The 20,867-nt window shown below is 67.0% G+C and carries 18 protein-coding genes; 17 read left to right on the forward strand and 1 reads right to left on the reverse strand.

Annotation, left to right across the window (positions count from 1 at the left end; genetic code table 11):
* Positions 1-60: 60 nt before the first annotated feature.
* The 17 genes from QTI04_RS12110 (at position 61) to QTI04_RS12190 (ending at position 16,473) form a co-directional block, all read left to right on the forward strand.
* The gene (locus QTI04_RS12110; protein ID WP_286615877.1) at positions 61-597 is read left to right on the forward strand and encodes a hypothetical protein; all 537 of its coding nucleotides are present in this window, start codon (positions 61-63) and stop codon (positions 595-597) included.
* A gap of 64 nt (positions 598-661) precedes the next feature.
* Positions 662-964, forward strand: a complete 303-nt coding sequence (locus tag QTI04_RS12115) for a hypothetical protein (protein WP_286615879.1) — start codon at positions 662-664, stop codon at positions 962-964.
* An 11-nt stretch (positions 965-975) separates the two neighbouring features.
* Entirely contained in the window at positions 976-1,278 is a 303-nt protein-coding gene (locus tag QTI04_RS12120) for a TrbC/VirB2 family protein (RefSeq protein ID WP_286615880.1), read from the forward strand.
* Between the two features lie 11 nt (positions 1,279-1,289).
* Positions 1,290-1,670, forward strand: coding sequence for a type IV secretion system protein VirB3 (locus QTI04_RS12125; RefSeq protein ID WP_286615882.1), 381 nt, complete (start codon positions 1,290-1,292; stop codon positions 1,668-1,670).
* Positions 1,667-4,183 carry a VirB4 family type IV secretion/conjugal transfer ATPase gene (locus QTI04_RS12130; protein WP_286615884.1) on the forward strand — a complete coding sequence of 839 codons (2,517 nt, stop codon included), beginning with the start codon at positions 1,667-1,669 and terminating at the stop codon, positions 4,181-4,183. The genes QTI04_RS12125 and QTI04_RS12130 overlap by 4 nt, the downstream gene beginning before the upstream one ends.
* A complete protein-coding gene (gene virB5, locus QTI04_RS12135) occupies positions 4,176-4,910 on the forward strand; it encodes a P-type DNA transfer protein VirB5 (RefSeq protein ID WP_286615885.1) in 735 nt (244 codons plus the stop codon). The genes QTI04_RS12130 and virB5 overlap by 8 nt, the downstream gene beginning before the upstream one ends.
* A 251-nt stretch (positions 4,911-5,161) precedes the next feature.
* Positions 5,162-6,214: a type IV secretion system protein gene (locus QTI04_RS12140; RefSeq protein WP_286615886.1), complete on the forward strand. Its 1,053-nt coding sequence runs from the start codon at positions 5,162-5,164 to the stop codon at positions 6,212-6,214.
* A 155-nt stretch (positions 6,215-6,369) separates the two neighbouring features.
* The gene (locus QTI04_RS12145) at positions 6,370-7,092 is read left to right on the forward strand and encodes a virB8 family protein (RefSeq protein WP_286615888.1); all 723 of its coding nucleotides are present in this window, start codon (positions 6,370-6,372) and stop codon (positions 7,090-7,092) included.
* Positions 7,089-7,922, forward strand: a complete 834-nt coding sequence (locus QTI04_RS12150; RefSeq protein ID WP_286615890.1) for a TrbG/VirB9 family P-type conjugative transfer protein — start codon at positions 7,089-7,091, stop codon at positions 7,920-7,922. The genes QTI04_RS12145 and QTI04_RS12150 overlap by 4 nt, the downstream gene beginning before the upstream one ends.
* Positions 7,919-9,277 (forward strand): type IV secretion system protein VirB10, encoded by a 1,359-nt coding sequence (gene virB10, locus QTI04_RS12155; RefSeq protein ID WP_286615892.1) that lies wholly within the window; start codon positions 7,919-7,921, stop codon positions 9,275-9,277. The genes QTI04_RS12150 and virB10 overlap by 4 nt, the downstream gene beginning before the upstream one ends.
* On the forward strand, positions 9,246-10,379 hold the full coding sequence (virB11, locus tag QTI04_RS12160) for a P-type DNA transfer ATPase VirB11 (RefSeq protein WP_286615894.1): 1,134 nt from the start codon (positions 9,246-9,248) through the stop codon (positions 10,377-10,379). The genes virB10 and virB11 overlap by 32 nt, the downstream gene beginning before the upstream one ends.
* Positions 10,345-12,249 carry a type IV secretory system conjugative DNA transfer family protein gene (locus QTI04_RS12165; protein WP_286615896.1) on the forward strand — a complete coding sequence of 635 codons (1,905 nt, stop codon included), beginning with the start codon at positions 10,345-10,347 and terminating at the stop codon, positions 12,247-12,249. Before virB11 ends, QTI04_RS12165 begins: the two co-directional genes overlap by 35 nt.
* Before the next feature lie 33 nt (positions 12,250-12,282).
* Entirely contained in the window at positions 12,283-13,452 is a 1,170-nt protein-coding gene (locus tag QTI04_RS12170; RefSeq protein ID WP_286615897.1) for an LPD7 domain-containing protein, read from the forward strand.
* A gap of 10 nt (positions 13,453-13,462) precedes the next feature.
* Entirely contained in the window at positions 13,463-14,062 is a 600-nt protein-coding gene (locus QTI04_RS12175; protein WP_286615899.1) for a phospholipase D family protein, read from the forward strand.
* 13 nt (positions 14,063-14,075) lie between these two features.
* Positions 14,076-14,783 (forward strand): TraX family protein, encoded by a 708-nt coding sequence (locus QTI04_RS12180; RefSeq protein ID WP_286615900.1) that lies wholly within the window; start codon positions 14,076-14,078, stop codon positions 14,781-14,783.
* A gap of 89 nt (positions 14,784-14,872) precedes the next feature.
* Positions 14,873-15,352 (forward strand): hypothetical protein, encoded by a 480-nt coding sequence (locus tag QTI04_RS12185; protein WP_286615902.1) that lies wholly within the window; start codon positions 14,873-14,875, stop codon positions 15,350-15,352.
* Positions 15,349-16,473 (forward strand): zeta toxin family protein, encoded by a 1,125-nt coding sequence (locus QTI04_RS12190; RefSeq protein WP_286615903.1) that lies wholly within the window; start codon positions 15,349-15,351, stop codon positions 16,471-16,473. Before QTI04_RS12185 ends, QTI04_RS12190 begins: the two co-directional genes overlap by 4 nt.
* Before the next feature lie 208 nt (positions 16,474-16,681).
* On the opposite strand, the gene QTI04_RS12195 is transcribed toward QTI04_RS12190, so the two are convergent.
* Positions 16,682-20,857: a PilC/PilY family type IV pilus protein gene (locus tag QTI04_RS12195; protein ID WP_286615904.1), complete on the reverse strand. Its 4,176-nt coding sequence runs from the start codon at positions 20,855-20,857 to the stop codon at positions 16,682-16,684.
* Between the last annotated feature and the right edge of the window lie 10 nt (positions 20,858-20,867).

Genomic DNA, 20,867 nt, shown 5'->3' on the forward strand with positions numbered 1-20,867 from the left:
TTGGGGTTGTGGAACAGTGCGCCCATGGAAGCAGGGTCTCGTCAACGCCAACGTGCTGTGTTGAAGGGCTGGACGGGGCCCGAGGCCGTGCGCTGCTTGATGCTCCTGCTCGTCCTCGTCGCCCCTGTGGCGATGGCAGAACCCGCGTTCCCCGGCGCCCGGCCCACCGTCACGGTGGTCGAGCAATCCGCCCGCGACAGCGAGCGGATGCGCGTCCTTCACGACGAATTGAGGCAGTCGCGCCGCGACGCCGAGTCGCTGGCGCGACGCCGTGCCGAGCGGCTTGCGGCCGGCGATGCGACGGGGGCGGACGAAGCGGAGGCCCAAGGAGCCCGGGTGCTCCAGGATATTGACGCGCTCAAGCGCGAGATCGGCACCGCGCAGCCCGGCCCGGCGGCGCGGGGCAGCACGGCCGCACCACCCGCCGCGGCCGCGCCTGCCACGGCATCCAAAGCGGCGCCCGTGAAGAGTCGACCGCCCGCCCGCTGGTGGGACGTGTACGGCAGGGCCGCCGCGGCCCGCGCCGCCGCCGATTCCTCCGCCACCGCGTCGGGCGTCGACGCCACGCGCCACGCCCTGACCCGCCGCCTGGAGTAGAGCATCATGGTCCGCTGCCGTCTCCGTCACAATCCTGCGCCATCCAGAGGAACCAAGGACAACCATGGCCACGACGCGTCGCGACACATCCGCGGAGACGAAGCGCACGACGCCGCCCCTTCCCGACGAACTGACGGCGATGGAGTTGCTCGAGTTCCTGCGTCGCCGCGAGGTCAACGAGCTGATCGTGGTGGAGACCGAGCCCCATCGCTACCAATTGCAGGCCCGGATCACGTGGCGGGCGGGTCGCTCGACGGTCTCGGGCACGCGCGGGCCGCGCACCTACCGCAACCTGAACACCCTCGTCACCTACCTGAAGACCCAGGACATCGGCAGCACGCTGGTGCGACTCGAGCTGCTGGCCTGACCCGCCGCGCCATGGCGCAGCGGGTCGGGCGCGCTGGCCATGTCCCGCTGTGGGCCGTGCTGGCGGCAGTGGTGGCGTTGGCGCCGGAGTTGGCCGCCGCGGGCAGCCCGTTCGCGACCGGCGCCAACGCCACGCAGTCCCAGTTGGTCGCCATCCTGACCCCGTTGGCCGCGGTGGCGGTCATGGTGTCGGGGGTGATGGCCTGGTTCGGGCGCATCAGCTGGTTCTGGATGGTCGGCGTCATGCTGGGCACGGTGCTGGTGTTCGGCGGGCCACAGATCGTCTCGTGGATCCGCGGGATGTTCGGCGTGTAAGGCGCATCGCCATGGATCGCAACCAGGGCATCGTGGCCGACCCCCTCTTCGTCGGCATGACGCGGCCGTCGATGGTCTGGGGCGTGACCTACTCCGCGATGATGTTCAACGTCGTGCTAACGACCGAGGCGTTCATCTTGACGAAGAACCTCGCCTGGCTGCTGGCCTTCCTTCCGATCCACGGCGTGCTCTATCTGGTGTGCCTCTACGAGCCTCGCTTCTTCGACCTGCTGCAGCTCTGGGGTCGCACCCGGCTGCCGGCGCTGCTCGCGGGCAACCTGCGGCACTGGCGCGCCAGCTCGTACAGCCCGTTGGCCCTGGACTTGCCGGATGCACGCGGGCGGCGCCGCCGCCGCCCGCCACCGGTCGTCCTTCACGGGAGGCAATCATGACGCTGGGCCTGCAGAAGGACCGGCTCTTGCGCCGCGAAGCGGGCGCCGAGGGCATGATTCCGCTGGTCACGCACGTCGATGCGCACGTCGCGCGCACGCGCGCGGGCGACTACGTCCAGACGCTGCGCCTGGCGGGCGCCAGCTTCGAGAGCGCGGACGATGAAGACATCAACAACTGGCACGAGCGCCTCAACGTCCTGTGGCGCAACATCGCCTCGCCCCATCTCGCGCTGTGGACCCACGTTGTTCGTCGGCGCGAATCGGCCTGGCCGCCGGGCCGCTGCGTTGCCGGCTTTGCCGGGGAGTTTGAAGAGCGCTATCGGCGCCAGATGGCCCGGGAGCACCTGATGGTCAACGAGCTCTACCTCTCGCTCGTCTTTCGGCCGCAGCCCACGCGCATGGGCAACGTGACGCTGCGCTTGCTGAAGTCCACCGATCTGGACGGCGCACGCGCGGAAATGCGCGACTCGCTGGACGAGTGCGCCAAGAAGCGTCAGGAGCTCCTCGCGGCGCTGGAGCGCTACGACCCGGAGACCCTTGGCGTCTACCGGCGTGACGGCAGCGACGTGCTCTGCTCGAGCCTCCTGGAGTTCCATGGCCTGCTGATCAACGGTGAATGGCAGCGCATGCCACTGCCCCGTGCGCCGCTCAACGAGGTGCTGGCCACGAGCCGGCCCTTTTTCGGCAATGAGGCGATGGAGTACCGGACGGGCACCCAGACCCGGATCGGCGCCTTTCTGGGGATCAAGGAGTACCCGACCCCGAGCGCGCCCGGCATGTTCGGTGCCCTGCTCACCGCGCCTTTTCCGTTCGTGCTGACGCAAAGCTTCACGTTCCTGAGCAAGGGCAGCGCGACCGACATGATGACGCGCCAGCACCACCGCATGGCCGCCGCCGGGGACATGGCAGTGTCGCAAGCGGAAGAACTCAAGGAAGCGCTCGACGACCTGATGAGCAACCGCTTCGTCCTTGGCGATCACCACTTCACGCTCCATGTCCTCGCGGACGCCTTCGATGGCGCGGGCACCGCGGCGGTCGCGCCAAGGCTCAAGCAACTCAATGACCATGTCGCGCAGGCGCGCTACCTGCTGGGCGACACGGGCATGGTCGTGGCGCGCGAGGACCTGGCACTCGAGGCGGCCTTCTGGGCGCAGCTGCCGGGCAACTTTGCCTATCGCACCAGGAAGGCGCCGATCACGAGCCGCAATTTCGCGGCGATGTCACCCTTCCACAATTTTCCGACGGGCCGCGCGACAGGCAACTTCTGGGGTGATGCGCTCGCGATGCTCGTGACACGCGCAGGCTCGCCCTTCTATTTCTCGCTGCACGCGAGCGACCCGCGACGCGCCGACGGCGGCAGTCGCCGCGATGTCGGGCACGTGACCGGCGTGGGTCCGGTGGGAACGGGAAAGACCACCCTGCTGGGCTTTTGCATGATCGCCATCTGCAATCGGCTCGATGCCACGCAAGTGATCTTCGACAAGGACGAGGGATTGCATATCCTGGTGCGGGCCTTGGGCGGGCGCTACCTGCCTCTCAAGAACGGGGTGCCCACCGGTTGCAATCCGCTGCAGCTGGACGACAGCCTCGCCGACAACCTGGAGTTCATGCGGCAATGGCTGCGCCGGCTGGTGCTTCGCAGCCCGGCCGACATCCTCACCGTCAGGCAGGAGGACGACCTCGACCAGGCCCTTCGAGGCACCCTGCGCCTGGAGCTACCCTACCGCCGGCTGTCGCGCCTTGCGGCGTTTCTCGACGTGACGGACCCCGAAGGCATGCATGCCCGGCTGCGCCCGTGGTGCGCGACCGAGCATGGCGAGTTCGCATGGGTCTTCGACAATCCTGCAGACGAAGTCGCACCGCTGCTGGACCGGCATGCGCTCGTTGGCTTCGACGTGACGGACTTCCTCGACCACGATGTCGTGCGTGCGCCGCTCACGATGTACCTGTTCCATCTGGTGAATCGCATGGTCGATGGCCGGCCGCTGGTCTGCTGGATGGACGAGTTCGCCAAGTTGCTGAACGACCCCGCCTTCGCGAGATTCGCCAAGAACGGTCTCGAAACCTGGCGAAAGAAGAACGCCAACATTGCCACCTTCACCCAGAGCACCAGCCACGTCCTGGACTCGGCGATCGCCCGCGCGATCGTGGAGCAGACCCCGACGAAGATCCTGTTCCCGAACCCCGAGGCCGATCACGCGGAGTACACCGAGGGCTTCAACCTCACGGACCGCGAGTTCGCCTTGATCAAACAGGAACTGGAGCCCGGCTCGCGCCAGTTTCTCATCAAGCAGAACCATGTCAGCGTCGTGGCGCAGCTGGACCTGCGGGGCTTCGACGACGCACTGCAGGTCATCTCCGGCCGCACGGCCCATGTCCGGATCATGCGCGAGGTCATCGCGCAGGAGGGCCCGGAGCCCGCGCGGTGGCTGCCACGCTTTCGCGCCGCGCTCTCGGGTGTATCGATGTCGGGCCACAGCGCCCCCACCTCGAAGGAGCATCGCCATGCGTAGACGACTCATCGGTCTCATCCTTGCAGCCGTCGCGGCGATGATGCCGTGGCACGCGCAAGCGGGCATCCCGGTCATCGACATGGCCGCCGTGGCCAGCCTGATGCAGCAGCTTGGCGCCTGGCAGCAACAACTCTCGGGCATGCAGCGCCAGTACGACCAACTCACGCAATCCAACGCACAACTGCAGCAGACGTACACCGCCTTGACCGGCACGCGAGGCATGGAGCAACTGCTGCCTGGGTCCGACATTGCCCGGAACTACCTGCCACCGAGCTACAGCGAACTGATGAACACCGTCAATGCCACGTCCGGTGGGTATGCCGGCCTGTCCGGCCAGATCCAGTCGATCATGCGCGCCAACAGCATCCTCTCGGGCTCCCAAATGAGCGCACTGAGTCCGGAGATGCGCCAGGTCGTCGAGCAGGGCCGCCAGGCTTCCGCAATGTTCAGCGCCATGAGCCAGGGCGCCTATCAAAATACCAGCCAGCGCTTCTCCGCGTTACAGCAGCTGGTTGACCGCATCGGGACTGCGAGAGACCCCAAGGCAATCCAGGATCTCCAGGCCCGCATACAGGCCGAGCAAAGCATGCTGACCAACGAACAGATCAAACTGCAGGGCTTGTACGAAATCGCCCGAAGCGAGGAGCTCACAAGGCAACAAAGAGTGCGTGAGCAAGTAATTTCTGGTCACGGGGGTTTTCCTTCGAGATTTGCGCCGTCACCGTGAGGCTGCCATGTCAAGACCGATTGTCTACATCGTTATCGTCGTTCTCGCCGCTCTTGCGGCGGGCGGTGCCTATCAGGTCCTCAAGCCAGACGTCATCGAAGTCCAAGTTCCAACAACTACTGATGAGGCCGTGAAGCCAGCTCCGGCTCCATCACCAAAACCCGAGCATGGGGATTTTCAAAAGCGCTTTCAGCCGGCCCCCCCGGTGCCGGGGGGCAGCGGCAAATAAGACTCGTCCTGGGGAGAAGAGCATGTTCTTTCAGCAGTTCTGGGCGTGGCTAGATACGCAACTGACCGGCTACATCGCTAGCCATTCGGTAATTGTGGCGGCCGCAGTGGAACCAGCCGTTGTAACGCTCGCCACGATCTACGTGATGATGTGGGGTTTTCTGAGTTTGACAGGCCGAGTCCAAGAGCCCGTGTGGGAAGGAGTCAGGCGTATCGTCTTCATAGCGCTCGTTTTTGGGGTCGGGTTGCGACTCTGGAACTACAACAGTGTCATCGTCGACACCTTCTTCAATGCACCCGGTCAACTCGCCGCTGCCATTACTGGGGCATCGAATCCCATAGCCGTCATCGACACGATATGGGACAAGGGCGGCACTGTCGCATCCATTCTCTGGAACAAAGGCGGAGTCCTAAGCGGAGACTTCGGCTTCTACCTCGCGGGAGCGATTGTTTATTTCATCATGGGCGGCGTAGCGGTTTATTCGCTCTTCCTCTTGGCGCTTTCCAAACTGGCCTTAGCGATCATTCTGGCCATTGGGCCCGTGTTCATATGTTTGCTCTTCTTCGAGGCAACAAGGCGCTTTTTCGAAGCATGGATCGCGCAACTTGCGAACTACGCCCTAATTGCCGTCCTCAGTACTCTCGTTGCGACTCTGATGTTAAAGGTCGTCTCATCGTATGCAACGCAAACGGCGGCCCTCGGATCGGCCATCGTTACTGTGGATGCTCTGAATATGGTGCTCTGTGCATCGCTGGTCTTTCTGATCATGCGACAAGTTATGCCTATTGCATCCGGCCTGGCCAGCGGAGTTGCACTAAGCTCTTTCGGATTTGTGAGCGGCATTGCTCAATGGGCCATGGGTGGTGTGCGCCGCACCACCTACGAATTCGGCCGCGGTGTCCTCGACGGGCTGCACCGGGAGCCGGGCAGCAGATGGGATTCGTTCCGGCGGCTGGCTGGGAACCGCGTCGGGACGGGCGTCGCCAACACTTGGAATCGGATGGGTGGCAACAGGCGTGGAGGCACGGTGGTGCCGCGCGAGCAAGTGATGCCCAACCCGAACACCCTGCGCTAAGGACAAGGAGGACAGGTTGAGGCTCTTCCTTCTGCTCCTTTCCGTTGTCGCGCCGCTGTCGGCCTGCGGGACACGTCCACCGCTGCCTCCGGGGTGCGAAGGCGCGCTGAGTCCGATCAATGCGCCCGCCGATGTCTCAGCCCGAGGAGCGATTCATGAATCGCGAGCCGGACCTTGAGCAATACCTGCAGGAAGCCAGAAGCTGGGAAATCGATCGCGCGCGCAGCGCTGTTCGTTCCTCACGCATCGCGTGGACGGTCGCGGCCCTTGCTTCCCTTGTCGCGCTGCTCGCCGTCTCGGCGGTAGCGGGCTTGACGCCCCTGAAGCAGCCGGTCCCTGTCGTCATCCGCGTTGACAGCACCAGCGGGATCGTCGACGTCGTGCCTACCTACGAAGGCACGACGGATATCGAACAGGTCGTGACGCGCAATCTTCTGTCGAACCACGTGATTGCGCGCGAGCGGTACTTCTACGGAACGGCCGAGGCGGACTACGAGCTGGTCGCGGCGCAGAACTCGCCGCGCCTGAACCAGGAATGGGCGGCCCTCTGGAACGTCAACAATCCGGCCTCACCCCTCAACCTGTTCAAGGACGGCACCACCGTTCGCACCCAGATTCGTTCGGTGAGCTTCCTGAAGCTCGAGAGCGGTCGCGACAAGCTCGCGCAGGTCCGCTTCAGTCGCTCTACCCGCCCGGGCGGCAGCGGGGATGAGCAGACAAGCCACTGGGTCTCGACCATCGAGTTCGCCTACACGCAGCCCTCCAAGGACGACAAGCTCCGGTCGCTCAACCCGCTCGGGTTTCGTGTAGTCGAGTATCGGCGCGAGCCCGAGGTTGCGACGGGTTCGCCTGCAACCGGCAAGGGAGAAGTGCGATGACATGCCTGGCCATCACGCGCGCGATCGTCGTCGCGGCCATGGCGACGGCGGGCTTGGTGTCGAGGGCTTCGGCAGGCACCGTGCCACCCGCAGGCGCGGTCGATGCACGCATTCGAGTCATTGCCTACAACCCGGATGACGTGGTCGAGCTGCAAGGCTACGTCGGCTTCCAGATCCACATGCAGTGGGCGGAGGGAGAGGAGTTTGTCAATCTGGGCTCCGGCGACAACGGCGCCTTCGACGTCGGCGCCGAGCGCAACCACTTCTTCATCAAGCCGAAGGAGGCCCATGCGACGACCAATCTGACGGTGCTTACCAACCGTCGTGCCTATCACTTCGACTATGCCGTGTCCTCCACGGCCCCCACCGGCAAGGCGGCGCGTCGCATGGTGTACTCGATCCGATTCACCTATCCCGCGGATGATGCGCGAGCTGCGGCCGCCGAGCGCGAGCGGCTTTCGACCGAAGCGCGCTTGAGGAAAGCGTCGACCGATCGACCGCGAAACCGCGACTACTGGTTCTGCGGAAGCGGCACGTTGAAACCGATGAGCGCCTATGACGACGGCGTTCAGACCCGTCTTCGCTTCCAGGCCCGGTCAGAATTTCCGGCTCTCTTTGTGCAGAACGACGACGGCAGCGAGTCGCTTCTCAACTTCAACATCGACGACGACGAAGTCGTGATCCACCGCGTCGCTCGGCGCTTCGTGCTGCGCCGCGGCCAGTTGGTGGGTTGTGTGGTGAACCGATCGTTCGCCGGCGGGGGAGCGCGCACCAGCTCGAACACCACCGTGCCGGGTGTCGAGCGGACCACGCCCGGAGCAGCGCCATGAACTGGAAGGATCGTTGGCGCCGCGACGCCGGCTTGCCGCATGGTCCAAGCCGCCCGGTAGGCGACGAGCGGCTGGAAGTCGATCGGGAAACCGGCGAGATCCTCTCGGGCCGTGATGAACCCTTCGATGGCGCGCCTTCCGCTGAGCCGGATGCCACCGCCGTGCAGGGCGAGCGCGCCATCCCGTCCGTGAACCGTGAACGGTCGATCCAGTCGCGCGTGAGCAGCAGCCTCGCACTGGGCACCATCGTCCTGCTGGGCGCCGGCTTCCTGTTCTGGTACTACACGGCACAGTACACCAGGACGCAGGACGCCGAAGACGCCACCAGAAAGGCCGCGGCGGCGCGCGCCGCCGGGGAGATGAAGGTGCCGCCGTTGGGCCGCGTCGATCCGCCCGCAGCGCGTACGATGCCCGACGCCGCGGCGACCGCGCCGCCTCCCTTGCCGTCGCCCGCACCCGTCCCAGCGACCCCGGGGGCAGCGCCCGCCAAGACCCCCGAGCAGCTGGCGCTCGAGCGGCAGCTTGGCGTCCCGGTGTTGCGGCGCGCGCAGACGAGCCCCGCGGCGGGCGCTGCGAGCCCCTCCCCTGCTGGCGCGTTCGCCGCAACGCCACCGATGTCCGGCCTTCCGATCACAGCCCCGGGGATGGCACAGTGGCTCAGTGCGCTGCAGGCGCCCGCGACCGCACCCGCGGGCAGCGGGAACCTCGCGGCGATGTTGAAGCCCACGCCGACCCCGGCGGTGAGTGCGCAACTGCTGCCGACCCGCCGCATGCTGCTGCCCAAGGGCGCCTTCATCGATTGCACGCTCGAGACCGCAATCGACTCGACCTACGAAGGCATGACCACCTGCATCGGCGCGAGCGACGTGTACGGCGCGGACGGCAAGGTGGTCCTGCTGGAGCGTGGCACCAAGTTCGTGGGCGAGCAGCGGGGCGAGCCTCGCCAGGGCCAGGGCCGCGTGTTCGTGGTCTGGAACGAGGCGCGCACGCCCACCGGCGTGGTGGTTCAGCTGGCATCGCCGGGCACGGACGAACTCGGCCGCAACGGCCTGCCGGGCTTTGTCGACACGCATTTCTGGCAGCGCTTCGGCGCCGCAATCCTGCTGTCCGTGATCGACGGCACGATGCAGGCGATCACGGCCCACCAGCAAAGCGGCAACAACATCGGCAGCGGCGGCGGTGTGGTGCTCGGCCCGCAGGGCGGCCGCGACGTGATCGCCGAGGTGCTGCGCAACACCATGTCGATTCCACCGACGGTCATCAAGAACCAGGGCGAGCGCATCCAGATCCTGGTGGCGCGCGATGTCGACTTCAGGCCCGTCTATGCACTGCGCAGCGACCCCGACCGTCCCTAGCACGGCGACTCCCGGCGCCCCGGCATCCGATCGGACCGGTGATGCGGACCCGCACGCGACGGCGCACGACGAGCCGTCGTCGCTCGCGCTGTTCCTGGGCCCGCTGGCCCCCCTGCTCGGCGACACGGCCGTGACCGAGATCTGCATCAACCAGCCGGGCAGCGCCTTCGTCGAGCGACAGACCGGCTGGACACAGGAGCTGCTGCCCGCCGCCACCTTCGACTGGTGCATGTCGATCGCCAAACTGGTGGCCAACTTCACGCGTCAGCGCATCTCGGCCAGCGAACCTCTGCTCTCGGCCACCCTGCCCGGGGGCGAGCGCATCCAGGTCGTGCTGCCGCCGGCGACCGAGGACCGCACGGTATCGATCACGATCCGCCGCCCTTCGAACACGCTCTGGAGCCTCGAGGAACTCGGGCAGGCCCGCATGTTCGAGCCGACGCGGGTGGTTCCGCTCGTTCGGTGCGCGGTTGCGGCGGGAACGGACCTTCCTGCGGCAGATCGCGAACTCACGCAGCTGCTGGCGCAGCGCCACTTCGTCGCGTTCCTGCGCCGCGCCGTGCAGCTGCGGCGGAACATCCTGCTGTCCGGTGCCACCGGCTCGGGCAAGACGACGCTGAGCAAGGCGCTGATCCTCGAGGTGCCTCCCGAGGAGCGACTGATCACGATCGAGGACGTCAAGGAGCTGTCGCTGCGCAACCAGCCGAACCACGTCCGGCTGTTCTACTCGCAAGGGGCCCAGGGACAGGCCAGCCTCACGGCGGGCCAGTTGCTCGCGAGCGCCAAGCGACAGCGCCCCGACCGGATCTTCGTGTCGGAGCTGCGCACCGCAGACGAGGCGTACGACTACCTCGTGTCGGTCAACACCGGCCATCCGGGGTCGATCACGAGTGTGCATGCCGACAGCGCCCAGATGGCCTTCGTCGCGCTCGCTCAGCTGATGAAGCGCAGCGATGCCGGGCAGGGGATGAGCACGCGCGAAGGCGTGGAGCTCGCGCAGTTGAGCGTCGACGTGGTGGTGCAATGCGCGCGGGACCGACAGCAGCGTGCGGTGACGGAGATCTGGCATGACCCCGGGACCAAGCTCAGAGGGCTTGCGTAGCCCGCTGAGGATCACGGTGGCGCTGCTGCTGGCGGCGGTGGTGGGCCTGTACCTCGCCGGCTACTTCTTCCTGATGGCGGTGAAGCTGCCACCGCACCAGGCCACGCCGCTGACCGCGTACCGCTACTGGCAGGACCACGGCGAACGACCGGACATCCGGCGCACGCTGATCCTGGCGCTGGCTGGCGGCCATGGCCTTGCGTTCGGTGTCGTCGGCTTCGCGCTGTTGCCCAGGCGCCGGCCGCTGCACGGCGAGGCAAGGTTCGCGACGAAGCGGGAGATCGCGCGGGCCGGGTTGCTTGGCGAGCACGGCATCATCCTCGGGCGGCTGGGCAATCGCTACCTGGTTTTGCCGGGCCAGCAAGGCGTCGAGCTGGAGGCGCCCCCGCGCAGCGGCAAGGGAGTCGGACTGGTCGTGCCGAACCTGCTGAACTGGCCGGGCTCCGCGATCGTCAGCGACATCAAGGGAGAGAACTTCCTGCGCACGGCCGGCTATCGCGCGGCGCACGGGCAGGAAGTCCACCTGTTCGATCCGCTGTCCGAGCGCGAGCGTTCGGCGCGCTGGAACCCGCTGGGCTACGTGTCCAGCGTGCCCTACCGATGCATCGATGACCTGCAACGCATCGGGACGATGCTGTTCCCGGACCCGCATGCGGGCGACCCGTTCTGGACCTCTTCCGCGCGATCGCTGTTCCTGGGCATTGCGCTCTACCTGTTCGAGACCGAGGGCTCGACGCGAACCCTCGGCGAGATCTTGCGCCAGGGCATGGCGAGCGACGACGAAGGCTTTCAGAAGCACTGGAAGCGCGTGATCGACGCCTGCGAGCGGGCCGGCTACCCGCTCTCCCAGGAGGCCGTGCAGAGCCTCTACGACGTGATCGACCTGGCGCCGACCACGGCCTCGAGCATCCGCAAGACCTTCACGAGTCGGCTCGACCTCTGGCTCAACCCGCTGATCGACGCGGCGACCTCGGCCAACGACTTCGACCTGCGCGAGTTGCGCCGGCGGCCGATCTCGGTCTACGTGCAGATCAACCCGGACAACGTCGCACGGCTGCAGCCGCTCCTGAACTTGTTCTTCCAGCAGGCGATCGGCCTGCAGACGCGCGAGCTCCCGGAGAACAATCCGGCGCTCAAGCACCAGCTGCTCCTGATGCTGGACGAGTTCCCCGCACTCGGGCGCATTCCGGTGATCGCCGAGTCCACGGCCTTCCTGCCGGGCTACAACGTGCGCACGGTGATCATCGTGCAGTCGAACTCGCAGCTGATCGAGAAGTACGGCATCGAGGGCGCCAAGTCGATCCGCAAGATGCTCGCGGCACGCATCGTGTTCCCGCCCAAGGAGTTCGACGATGCCGAAGCCGTGTCGCGCGAACTCGGAACCTGCACGGTCAGGCAGAAGAACGTGAGCCGCCCGATGTGGGGCGGCGCCGGCAAGTCACCGACCGTGAGCATCAGCGAGCAGCCGCGGCGCCTGCTGCTGCCGCAAGAGGTCAAGGAGCTGGGGCCGCATCGGCTGATCCTGTTCTACGAAGGGTTGCGCCCGGTGCTGGCGCAGCGCGTGTACTACTTCCGCGACCGCTTCTTCGCCCGGCGCGAGTGCCCGCCGCCCGAAGTCCCGCGGCTCGACATCGCGAGCGTCACGCGGCTGCGAACCGCCGCCGGACCGCTTGCCCCCGTCCCCCGACCCGGTGTCCACAGCGCTTTCAAGGAGGTCCCCGCGATGCAAGCCGACCCACAGCACTTCGATGAACTCGACCTCGACGATTTCTCGCTGGATTTCGACGACGTCGAGATCCCGAAGGGCCCGATGACCGACGACGAGATCAAGGCGGCGGCCGACACGTTCATCTCGAGGCTGCTCGACTGACAAGCCCCTCGCCCCATGCAGCAGGAGACCACCATGGCCGCACCTTCCAGTCCTCCCGCCAGTGCCGGACAACCCGGCGAGCTCCCCGATTTCGACGGTCCGGCGGGCGCGGCCGGCGTTGTCCAGGAGCACCTGCCGCGCCCTGGCGCGGCGGCGAACCGCCTGGTGCCGGATGCGGTCGTGCGCCGGTTCCTGCGCATCGATGACCGCTACTTCTTTCCCGATCGGACGCTCGCCTTTGTCGACCAGGGCTCCCGGCTCAAGGTGCGCACGCACAACCTCGAAGTGGTCCACAGCGTGGTGGCGATCATGCAGGCCCGGGGATGGCGAGCGATCAGGCTCAAGGGCACCGAGGCGTTCAGGCGCACGGTCTGGCACGAGGCCAGCTTGCAGGGGATTGCGGTCGACGGTTTCCGGGCCAATGCGCTCGATCGACAGCTGCTGCAGCGGGCCATGGATCGACGGCCCGGCAGGACCCTGACGCAACGAGACGAGGCGCCCGCCCGCGCGTCCGCCGATGCCAACCCGGCCAGCGCCGACAGTGCACAACCGGCGCCCTCGGCGCCCTCGGCGCAATTGCGGGAGCCCGTCACCGGCAAGTTGCTGGCACACGCGCCCGCGCCCTACCACTTTGATCCGGCCGAGCGGATGTCGTACTACGCGCGCGTTCGCACGGCAGCGGGCGAGCGCACGCTGTGGGGCGCGGATCTGGAACGTGCCTTCGCGGAATCGCGCTCGGGCGTGCGGGTCGGAGACGAAGTGACCGTGCGCCAGCGCGGTGCCCGGCCCGTGCCGGTCCGGCTTCCCCTGCGAAACGACGCTGGCGAACTGATCGGCGAGCAAAAATCGATCCGCCAGCGCATGGCCTGGGCCGTCGAGAAAAGTTCGTACGTCGCGACGCTGCGCCAGAAGGCCGAGATGGTTCGCGAGGGCCAGATGGCCGCAGACCTGGTGCTGGCCCAGCACCCGGATCTCGCAGGAGCATTGGCGGGCCTGAAACTGGCCGAGCAGTTCGCGCGCCGACTCACGCCGCGCGAGGACGAGCAGCGCCGTCTCGTGAAGGCGATCCGCGAGGGCATGGCCGATGCGCTCGCGCGCGGCGAGCGGGTGGACCTGCCCGGTCGTCGGACGCCGCCGCAACCACCCCTGCCTCCCCGCGGACGCGCTGCGCGGCGCATCGGCGATCTCGATCGCACGGCCTAGGGGCACAACCATGATGCGGCGGGTCCAACGATGCGCTGGCGCGAGTGCGGTCCTCGTGCTCGCCTCGGCGCTCGCTTTCGCGGCGCCGAGCGGCCTCCGCTGGGATTCGCCCCGGCAGTTGCCCGCTGCGCCACCGGCAGCCACGTCCACCGCGGGAGCGACCGCATCCGCGGCCTTCACGCCGGGGCAGGCCCTGCCCCTGGTCCTGGAGACGATTCGCGGCGCGCGCACTTCCATCGTGGTGGCGGCCTATGCCTTCACGAGCCGTCCGATCGCCGTGGCCCTGCGCGACGCCCAGCGACGGGGCGTCCAGGTGCGGGTCGTTGTGGACGCAGGAGAAGCGCGCCACGGCGACACGGCGGCGCGCTTCCTGGCCAACGAGCGGGTCGCGGTGCGGCTGAACGCACGCTATGCACTGCAGCACAACAAGTTCATGGTCGTCGATGGGCGCACCGTGCAGACCGGCAGCTTCAACTACACGGCGTCCGCGGCGCAACGCAACGCGGAGAACGTGCTCGTGCTGCGCAACACCCCGGATGTCGCGGCGCAGTACGAAGCGCAGTGGCGTCGCCTGTGGGAGGAAGGCATCGATCTGCCGCCGGCGTACTGAGCGGAGGACGACATTGAACAAGACCCTGTCTCGGAACCCGTCGCCAGCGGATCAGCACCACGCCGGTCTGGCGATCGCCGGCGGCACCCTGGAAGCCCTGAAATGGGTGGCGCTCGCGTGCATGGCGCTCGATCATGTCAACAAGTACCTGTGGGGTCAGAGATTTGGGGTCGCGTTCGAACTCGGGAGACTCGCGATGCCGCTGTTCGGCTTCGTGCTGATGTACAACCTCGCCCGCCCGGGTGCCTGCCGGGACGGCCTGCATGCGCGGGTCGCACGGCGGTTGCTGGTGGCGGGCGCCTTGGCCGCACCGGCGTCGGTGGCGCTCATCGGCGGGTGGCCGCTGAACATCCTCTTCACGCTGCTGGCGGCCACCTGCATCGTCTGGCTGATCGAACGCGGCGGTGCGGTGCGGCGGGCATGGGCCGTGCTCGTTTTCGTGGCGGCGGGCGCGGTGGTCGAATTCTGGTGGTTCGGGCTGCTGAGTTGCCTCGGCGCGTGGGCCTTCTGCCGCAAACCGTCAGGGCTGCGGCTCGCGGCGTGGACGGCGGCCCTGTCGACGCTGTGGATCGTGAACCGAAGCTTTGCCGCGCTCGCCTGCCTGCCGCTCGTGTGGACGGCCTGCCGGGTGGAGATCCCGGTTCCCCGTCACCGCTGGGCCTTCTATGCCTTCTACCCCGCGCACTTGAGCGCCATCGCGCTGTGGGTTGAACTGAACTGAGAGGCGGCGCCATGGCCTTTCCGTGTTTCGCTGCGGGTCCTTGAGGGCGAGGCGGTGCACGCGCGCCGCCTGCTATAACTCGCGTCGCCATGGAAAACCCGATCATTCGTTTCCGCATCGACCCGCACATTGCGAAAGAGGTTCATCGGATGGCGGCGGAGATCGGGATGGAGCTGCCCGACGTCATGCGCGCGATGCTGACCAAGGCGGTGCGCAATCGGAGCTTCTCGATCGATCGCGAGCGGGACGCGCCGACGCGACTCGCCAGCGACCCGGTGGCGGGCGCCTACGAGCCTCGCTACTGGGATCCGCTGAAGCCGGCCCTGGAGGCGGAACTCGCACTCGCCCTGCTTCACCGCATCATCGCGAGGCTCACGACATCACTCGACGAGGGTCTGAGCCTCGAGCAGCCCGACCTTGCGGAATTGGAGCGCGTGCGCGACGAGCGCGATGCGGCGTGCCAGCGCCTGGCCGACTTCGATCCCAACGACCGCGGGGCCGTGCAGGGCATCCTGGCCCGGTTCGGCGCGTCGCTGCCGATCTCCGACCCTGACGGACCAGTGGAATGACCCGGCCCGAACGTCTCGGCGCGCAGGAGCGCGATCGCATCTACGTTCGCCGGATTCGGCCCGACCTGTTCGCAGGCAGCAGCGCCGCGACCACGCCCGTCGCGCTGATCGTGGCGGGCCAGCCCGGCGCAGGGGTGCCGACCGCGGCGTCCCGGCTGCGGCGTGAGCTTCTGAAGACGGCCGGGCCGGCAGTCCACCTTTGCGCCGATCGTCTGCGCGCCTACCACCCTGCCGATCGGACCGTCGAGGGCCCCAACGCATCGTGGCTGGAACTCGACGTCGCCGACTGGTTCGATCGCGCGATGCAGGACGCCCGCCAGCATCGCGTCCACCTGCTCATCGAGAACGAACTCGACGATGGCAAGGCGTCGTTGCCCAACCTGGCGGTCGCGCTGCGCAAGGCGGCGTACGTGGTGCAGACCGTGTTCGTCAGCACGGATCCGGCATGGAGCCGCATCCTGCTGCTCGCGCGCCACGACCTCGGACGCGGGCGCGGGTTGCCGTGCGCCGTCACGACGATACTGAAGCACGATGCTGCGGTCGCCCAGGTGCGCCTGGTCATGGGACAGCTCGAGGACCGCCGGGCGGTAGATGGACTGCGAATCATCGACGTCAAGGGCTTGCAGTTCTATGAGAACCGGCTGATCGACGGCGAGTGGGTGCGTGCCGCGCGCGCGCAGGCGACGCTGGACGTGGAGCGCGACCGCGTGCCCCCGCCGCGGGAGCTCGTGCAACTCGCCATGCGCTGGGAGACCCTGGTCCGGCGCCTGGTCAACGATCCCGCGGTGCCGCGCGACCTGGCGAGTCAGGTGCTGCGATGGCGAGATGAGGAGGTCGCGCGGTGCGACGCCACGCCGCCCGGTGCCCAGATGCTCCAGTGGGCGCGCGAGGGCGCCGCGTTCCGTGCGATGGAGCGGCGCGAATTCGAGAAGGAGTTCCCGCATCACGGTCGCGCGGTGAAATCGCTCGGTCTCGCGATCCTTGAAGCCGAGAAGTATCCGCAGCACGAAGGCACACGCCTGGTGCTTCACGCCCGCGAGAACATCGCCCAGCGCATCGAACGCGGGGACATGGCAAGAATCGCCGCCAGGGACAAGCCGCAGGAGCCACCGACGCGTTGACCCCAGGGTCGCGCGCGACGCTCCGGGCCAGTGCCGTGGTGACGGTGCAGGCAGCCGGTTTGCAGGTGAGCTGGAAGCTCGGGCCTATCAAGCCAGGCGCCGCAAGGCGGCCGCACGAAAGTGCCCGATCAGGAAAGCAGTCCATCGCGAGGCAGCGCGGCCCGCGACGCTGGTCGCGAACGCGCTCTGATCCGCCGCGCCGCGCCCGTCAATCGATCGTCGGCACCTCCCGCCAGTTCAAGAGGCGCACCCCCGGGTCGCCGCCGGGCTTGGTGTCGAACTTGCGGCGCTTGCCTTCCACGTCGCCCCCGATGACCTGGGCCTTGCCATCCACCCCGAGGAACTTCAGGTCGGTGATCGCGGCGGCGTTGAACGCGAGCGCCATCGGGGTCCCCTCCGGCGTCACCAAGGCCGATGCCCCGCTGCCGAACTTGATCGCATAGATGTTGCTCTGGCCCGCGGGACTGCACGCAGTGCCCGTGGTCAGCAGGGACGCGAAGGCCACGACGCCGTCGTGGGACGTCGCGTTCGAGATCATCCGCCAGCCGACGTTGTCCGTGCTGCCGAGTTCGATGTACCAGCCTGTCTTGCCCGTGAAGTTGATCGGCGTGGTGCTGACCAGGTCAGCGTTCGTGATGGACTTGAGGCCGGAACGCGACATGCCCGTGGTGGCGCCGAACAGGTTCGCCGTGCCGTCCTCGAACGCGTAGAAGGCCTGCGCCGCGCCAGACTTGATGTCGACCGTGTCCAGCAACTGGCCCGTGCCGAACATCACGTAGCGCTTGCGCGACTTGGGATCGATCTCGACCAGCGGTTGCGAGGTGATCGGCTGCGGATTGGAGGCGCCGTCGGTGACGCTCGCAAGCTTCACCGGCGCGGGGTAGGACCCCGTGGCACTGCGCTCGGCGCTGACGTCAAAGCGCCACACCTGCCCGTCGAGGTCGCCCGCATAGATCGCATCGGCCGTGCCATCCGTGAAGTCCTTGATGTAGGCGGTCGCCTGCGCCAGGCCAGCCGACGCGGTGGGCGTTCGCACCGACTCGAGCAGCGCGCCGTTGCGCGGGTTGACCAGGTACAGGTAGCCGTAGCCGTTGCTGTTGTTGTAGCCCGAGGTCAGCACCACCACCCAGCCGTACTTCTTGGTCTTGATGACATTGGGCGCGCCGTAGCTGTAGCCCATGGTGGTGTCGGTGAACTCCCAGAGCACCTTGTCCTTGACGATCGCCTCGGTGGTCATGCTGTCCGGGTCGGTGATGTCGATCGCGAAGAAGCTCTTGCCGCCCTTGCCGAGTCCGCCGATCAGCACGGAACGCCAGTCCGAGTTGTCCTTGCTGGTGGTGGTGAAGCTACCTCCCGCGTTGTTGAAGTCGATGTCGAAGGCTTGCGGCGTGGCGTTCACATAGAAGTGATGCTCATAGTTGGGGTTCCCGAGCTGGACCAGGCCATTGAGCGTCGACTGGCCCGTGGGTCCGGCGTACAGCGCGCTGGGCACATAGGCAAACTGCTCGGTGCCGGCCGACGCGTCGGTGAGGCCACCCTTGAAGGCATGCAGCATGCCGTCGTTCGCGCCCACATAGACCATCGTGGTGCGCGACGCCTTGGCAGCCTTGAAGGCCGCGTAGCCCGGGTTGATCGACTCCGAGTACCGCATCATCGGCGGGGCCACCGGCGTCACCTTGGCGTCCACGATGTCGCCCAGCAGCGCGTTGCGATGGCGATAGGGCAGTGCGCTGAGGGCCGAGGTCTTTTCCTTGCTGCGATCCCCGCGCAGGTAGTTGAGGAAGTCGGCGCGGTCGTCGCCGTTGGGCGAGTCCCACGGCGTGTTGAGCAGGTCGAACTGAGCGGTCGTCAGGGTTTCCTTGCGGAAGGGCTGGCCGACACGCGCGACGGGGTCCCATGTCACGACGCGACGCTTCACATCCCATCCGGTTCCGGCCAGCTGTGCTTCAAAGGCGCCCGCGCTGGTCCAGCGTGCTTCCACGCTGGGCGAACCGTCCTTGCCGAAAGTCATCTTGCCGGCGCTCAGCACGCCGGTCCAGCCATCGGAGTCGTACTGTGAGGCGTAGGAGTCCGCGCCCGACGACGACACCTGCACGGTCGACAGCGAGAACGACGTGGTGTACGCCTTGATGGCATTCGCGATGCTGGCGAAGGCGCGCGTCAGGCCGTCGACCATCGTGTCGGGCCGACCCGCGGTGAAGTAGTTGTCGGGGCGTGGCTGGACGGTGTTGGTCCGGGTGTCGGTGAGGGTGTCCGCGCTGGTCGCCCACCAGTTCTGCTGGATGTCCGGCGGCTCGGCGGCATAGGGCTTGAAGTCGTCCGGTACCTTGAGACCGCCGAACTTCGCGGCGAGATAGAACTGGTTGTTGGCCTGGAAGTCCTGCTCCAGCACGTCGACCCAGTAGGTCTGCACCGTTTGCATGCCCTTCGTCTGGGGCGAACCCGTGTCGTCCGGACGGATGTCCACGGTGTTCGCGTCGTAGGCCAGGCCCGCGATGTACGCGGAGTTGTTGCGGCCGCTGTAGTCGCTGCTGCTGCCGATGCTGCCCACGCCCTGGAGCGCGCCGACCTTGTTGGTGGCCGTCACCGCGTTGACGAGGTCCGGGTCCGAAGTGAACTCTGCAGGCGCTCCCGGCTCGCGGACCCTGAAGTCCGAGTTGCCAGGGACGTTCTTGTCGACGTGGGTGTAGATGTCCCCGATGCCCAGCACGAAGTTCCGCTGGCACGAGTACTGGATCGGGTCCTTCTTCTTCCAGTCGGTGATCACCGGAAAGCCGTCGAGCAACCGCCTCTTCGTGGCCGTGTCGGTGGAATTCAGGTTGCTCCACGCCGAGACGTTCCCAAGGTACTTGAAGTAGCGCAGGACCGCGTAGTACATCTCGCTGACCGGGTCGTAGTCCTTGTAGTTGCCCGGAAGCAGCTGGCCGAACTTGTTCAGGTAGTTCACGACGCCGCTGTCCGAGATGGCGATGCCAGTCAGGCCGGCCGTCGCATCGGCATCTTCCTTGTTGGGGTTCTGGATGAATCTGCCGGTGGTGGGATCCCATTCGTTCTCGGGATTGGTCGTGTCGGGCAAGCCGGGAACGGGCTCTTTCGGGCCGACGAACTTCTGGCGCGCGCGCATGACGCCGCCGTCGCGCTGGTCGCTGCTGTCGTTCAGGTAGCCGAAGGCGCTGAAGCGCATGCGTTGCGAGTACTGCTGGATCAGCCCCTCGGGCTTCCAGTTCGAGCCGTACGGCTTGCAGTTGCTCTCGACACCGCCCGGAGCCGATGGATCGCACACCTGGTTGCGCATCGTGAAGTCGGCGCTGGAGGACGCGCCGATGTCGGAAGTGAACGACTTGACGCTGGCCGCGGAGGGCCGCCGCCATCCGAACTGCATGACGGCGCCGCCGGCGTTTTCGTAGTACTCGATCTTGACGTCGAAGGGCTGGCCGGCTGTCAGCGGGACCGTGGCATCGTAGTCCGTCGGACCCTGGTCCTTCCAGCCATCGATGACCTGCGTGCCGTTGATCCACAGGCGCACGCCGTCGTCGCCCCTGACCCGGAAGATGTAGTCGCCGGTCTCGGGCGCCACGTAGCTGCCCGTGAAGCGCGCGGAGAAACTATCGGCGTTGATCCCGGCGACGGGACGATCGCTGCCCCAATCGTGGTCGGCGCTGTCGTTGCTCACGGTCACGGGCGTGCCCGACAGATCCTTGCTGTTGAAGTAGTCGGCCCGGAGCGCGCCCGCCGTGGTCACCAGGCGCATCGCGAAGCCGCGATTGCGCACCTGGACCGTGAGCCTGGAAGCGGCGTCGTACGGCGTTGCGCCCGCGATCTCGCTCGGCGTGAGGTCGCGGTCGTCGAACAGGCCGCGATCCCCGTGCCAGCCCTTTTCGAGGATGGTGGTTTCGACACCGTCGAGCACTTCGTCGACGACGCGCCGGCCGCCGGTCATGGCCCAGCGGAACGGGTCGATCGTGGCGGTCGCGGCCCAGTTGAGGAAGTTGCCGCTCCACATGGCATCGAGCGCGCCGCCGATGCATTTGCGGCCGGTCGCCACGCCCGTCGGCTTGAAGTAGCTCGAATCGCCCCTGAACACGCCGTCACCGTTGGCGGGAATGACCGGGTTGGCCGTCGCGACCTTGGTGTAGGTGTAGCACTTGTTCGGATCGAAATAGCCCAGGTACTTGCTGGCGCTGCTGTAGTTGGCCGTGTGCGCCGTTCTCGATGCAGTGGGCCATTCGACCGACAGCGCCAGTGCGAGATTGCCCGGAACGTTCGAGGTGGCGAACACGGGCTGGTCCGTCAGGCTCACGGCGCCGGCGAAGCTGTGCGCTCCGAGCAGCGCAGCGAGCGCGAGCACGCGTGCGACGCCCATGCAAGGCAATAAATTTTTCATGAACGCCTGC

Source organism: Variovorax sp. J22R115 (assembly GCF_030317005.1).
Lineage (GTDB): Bacteria > Pseudomonadota > Gammaproteobacteria > Burkholderiales > Burkholderiaceae_C > Variovorax.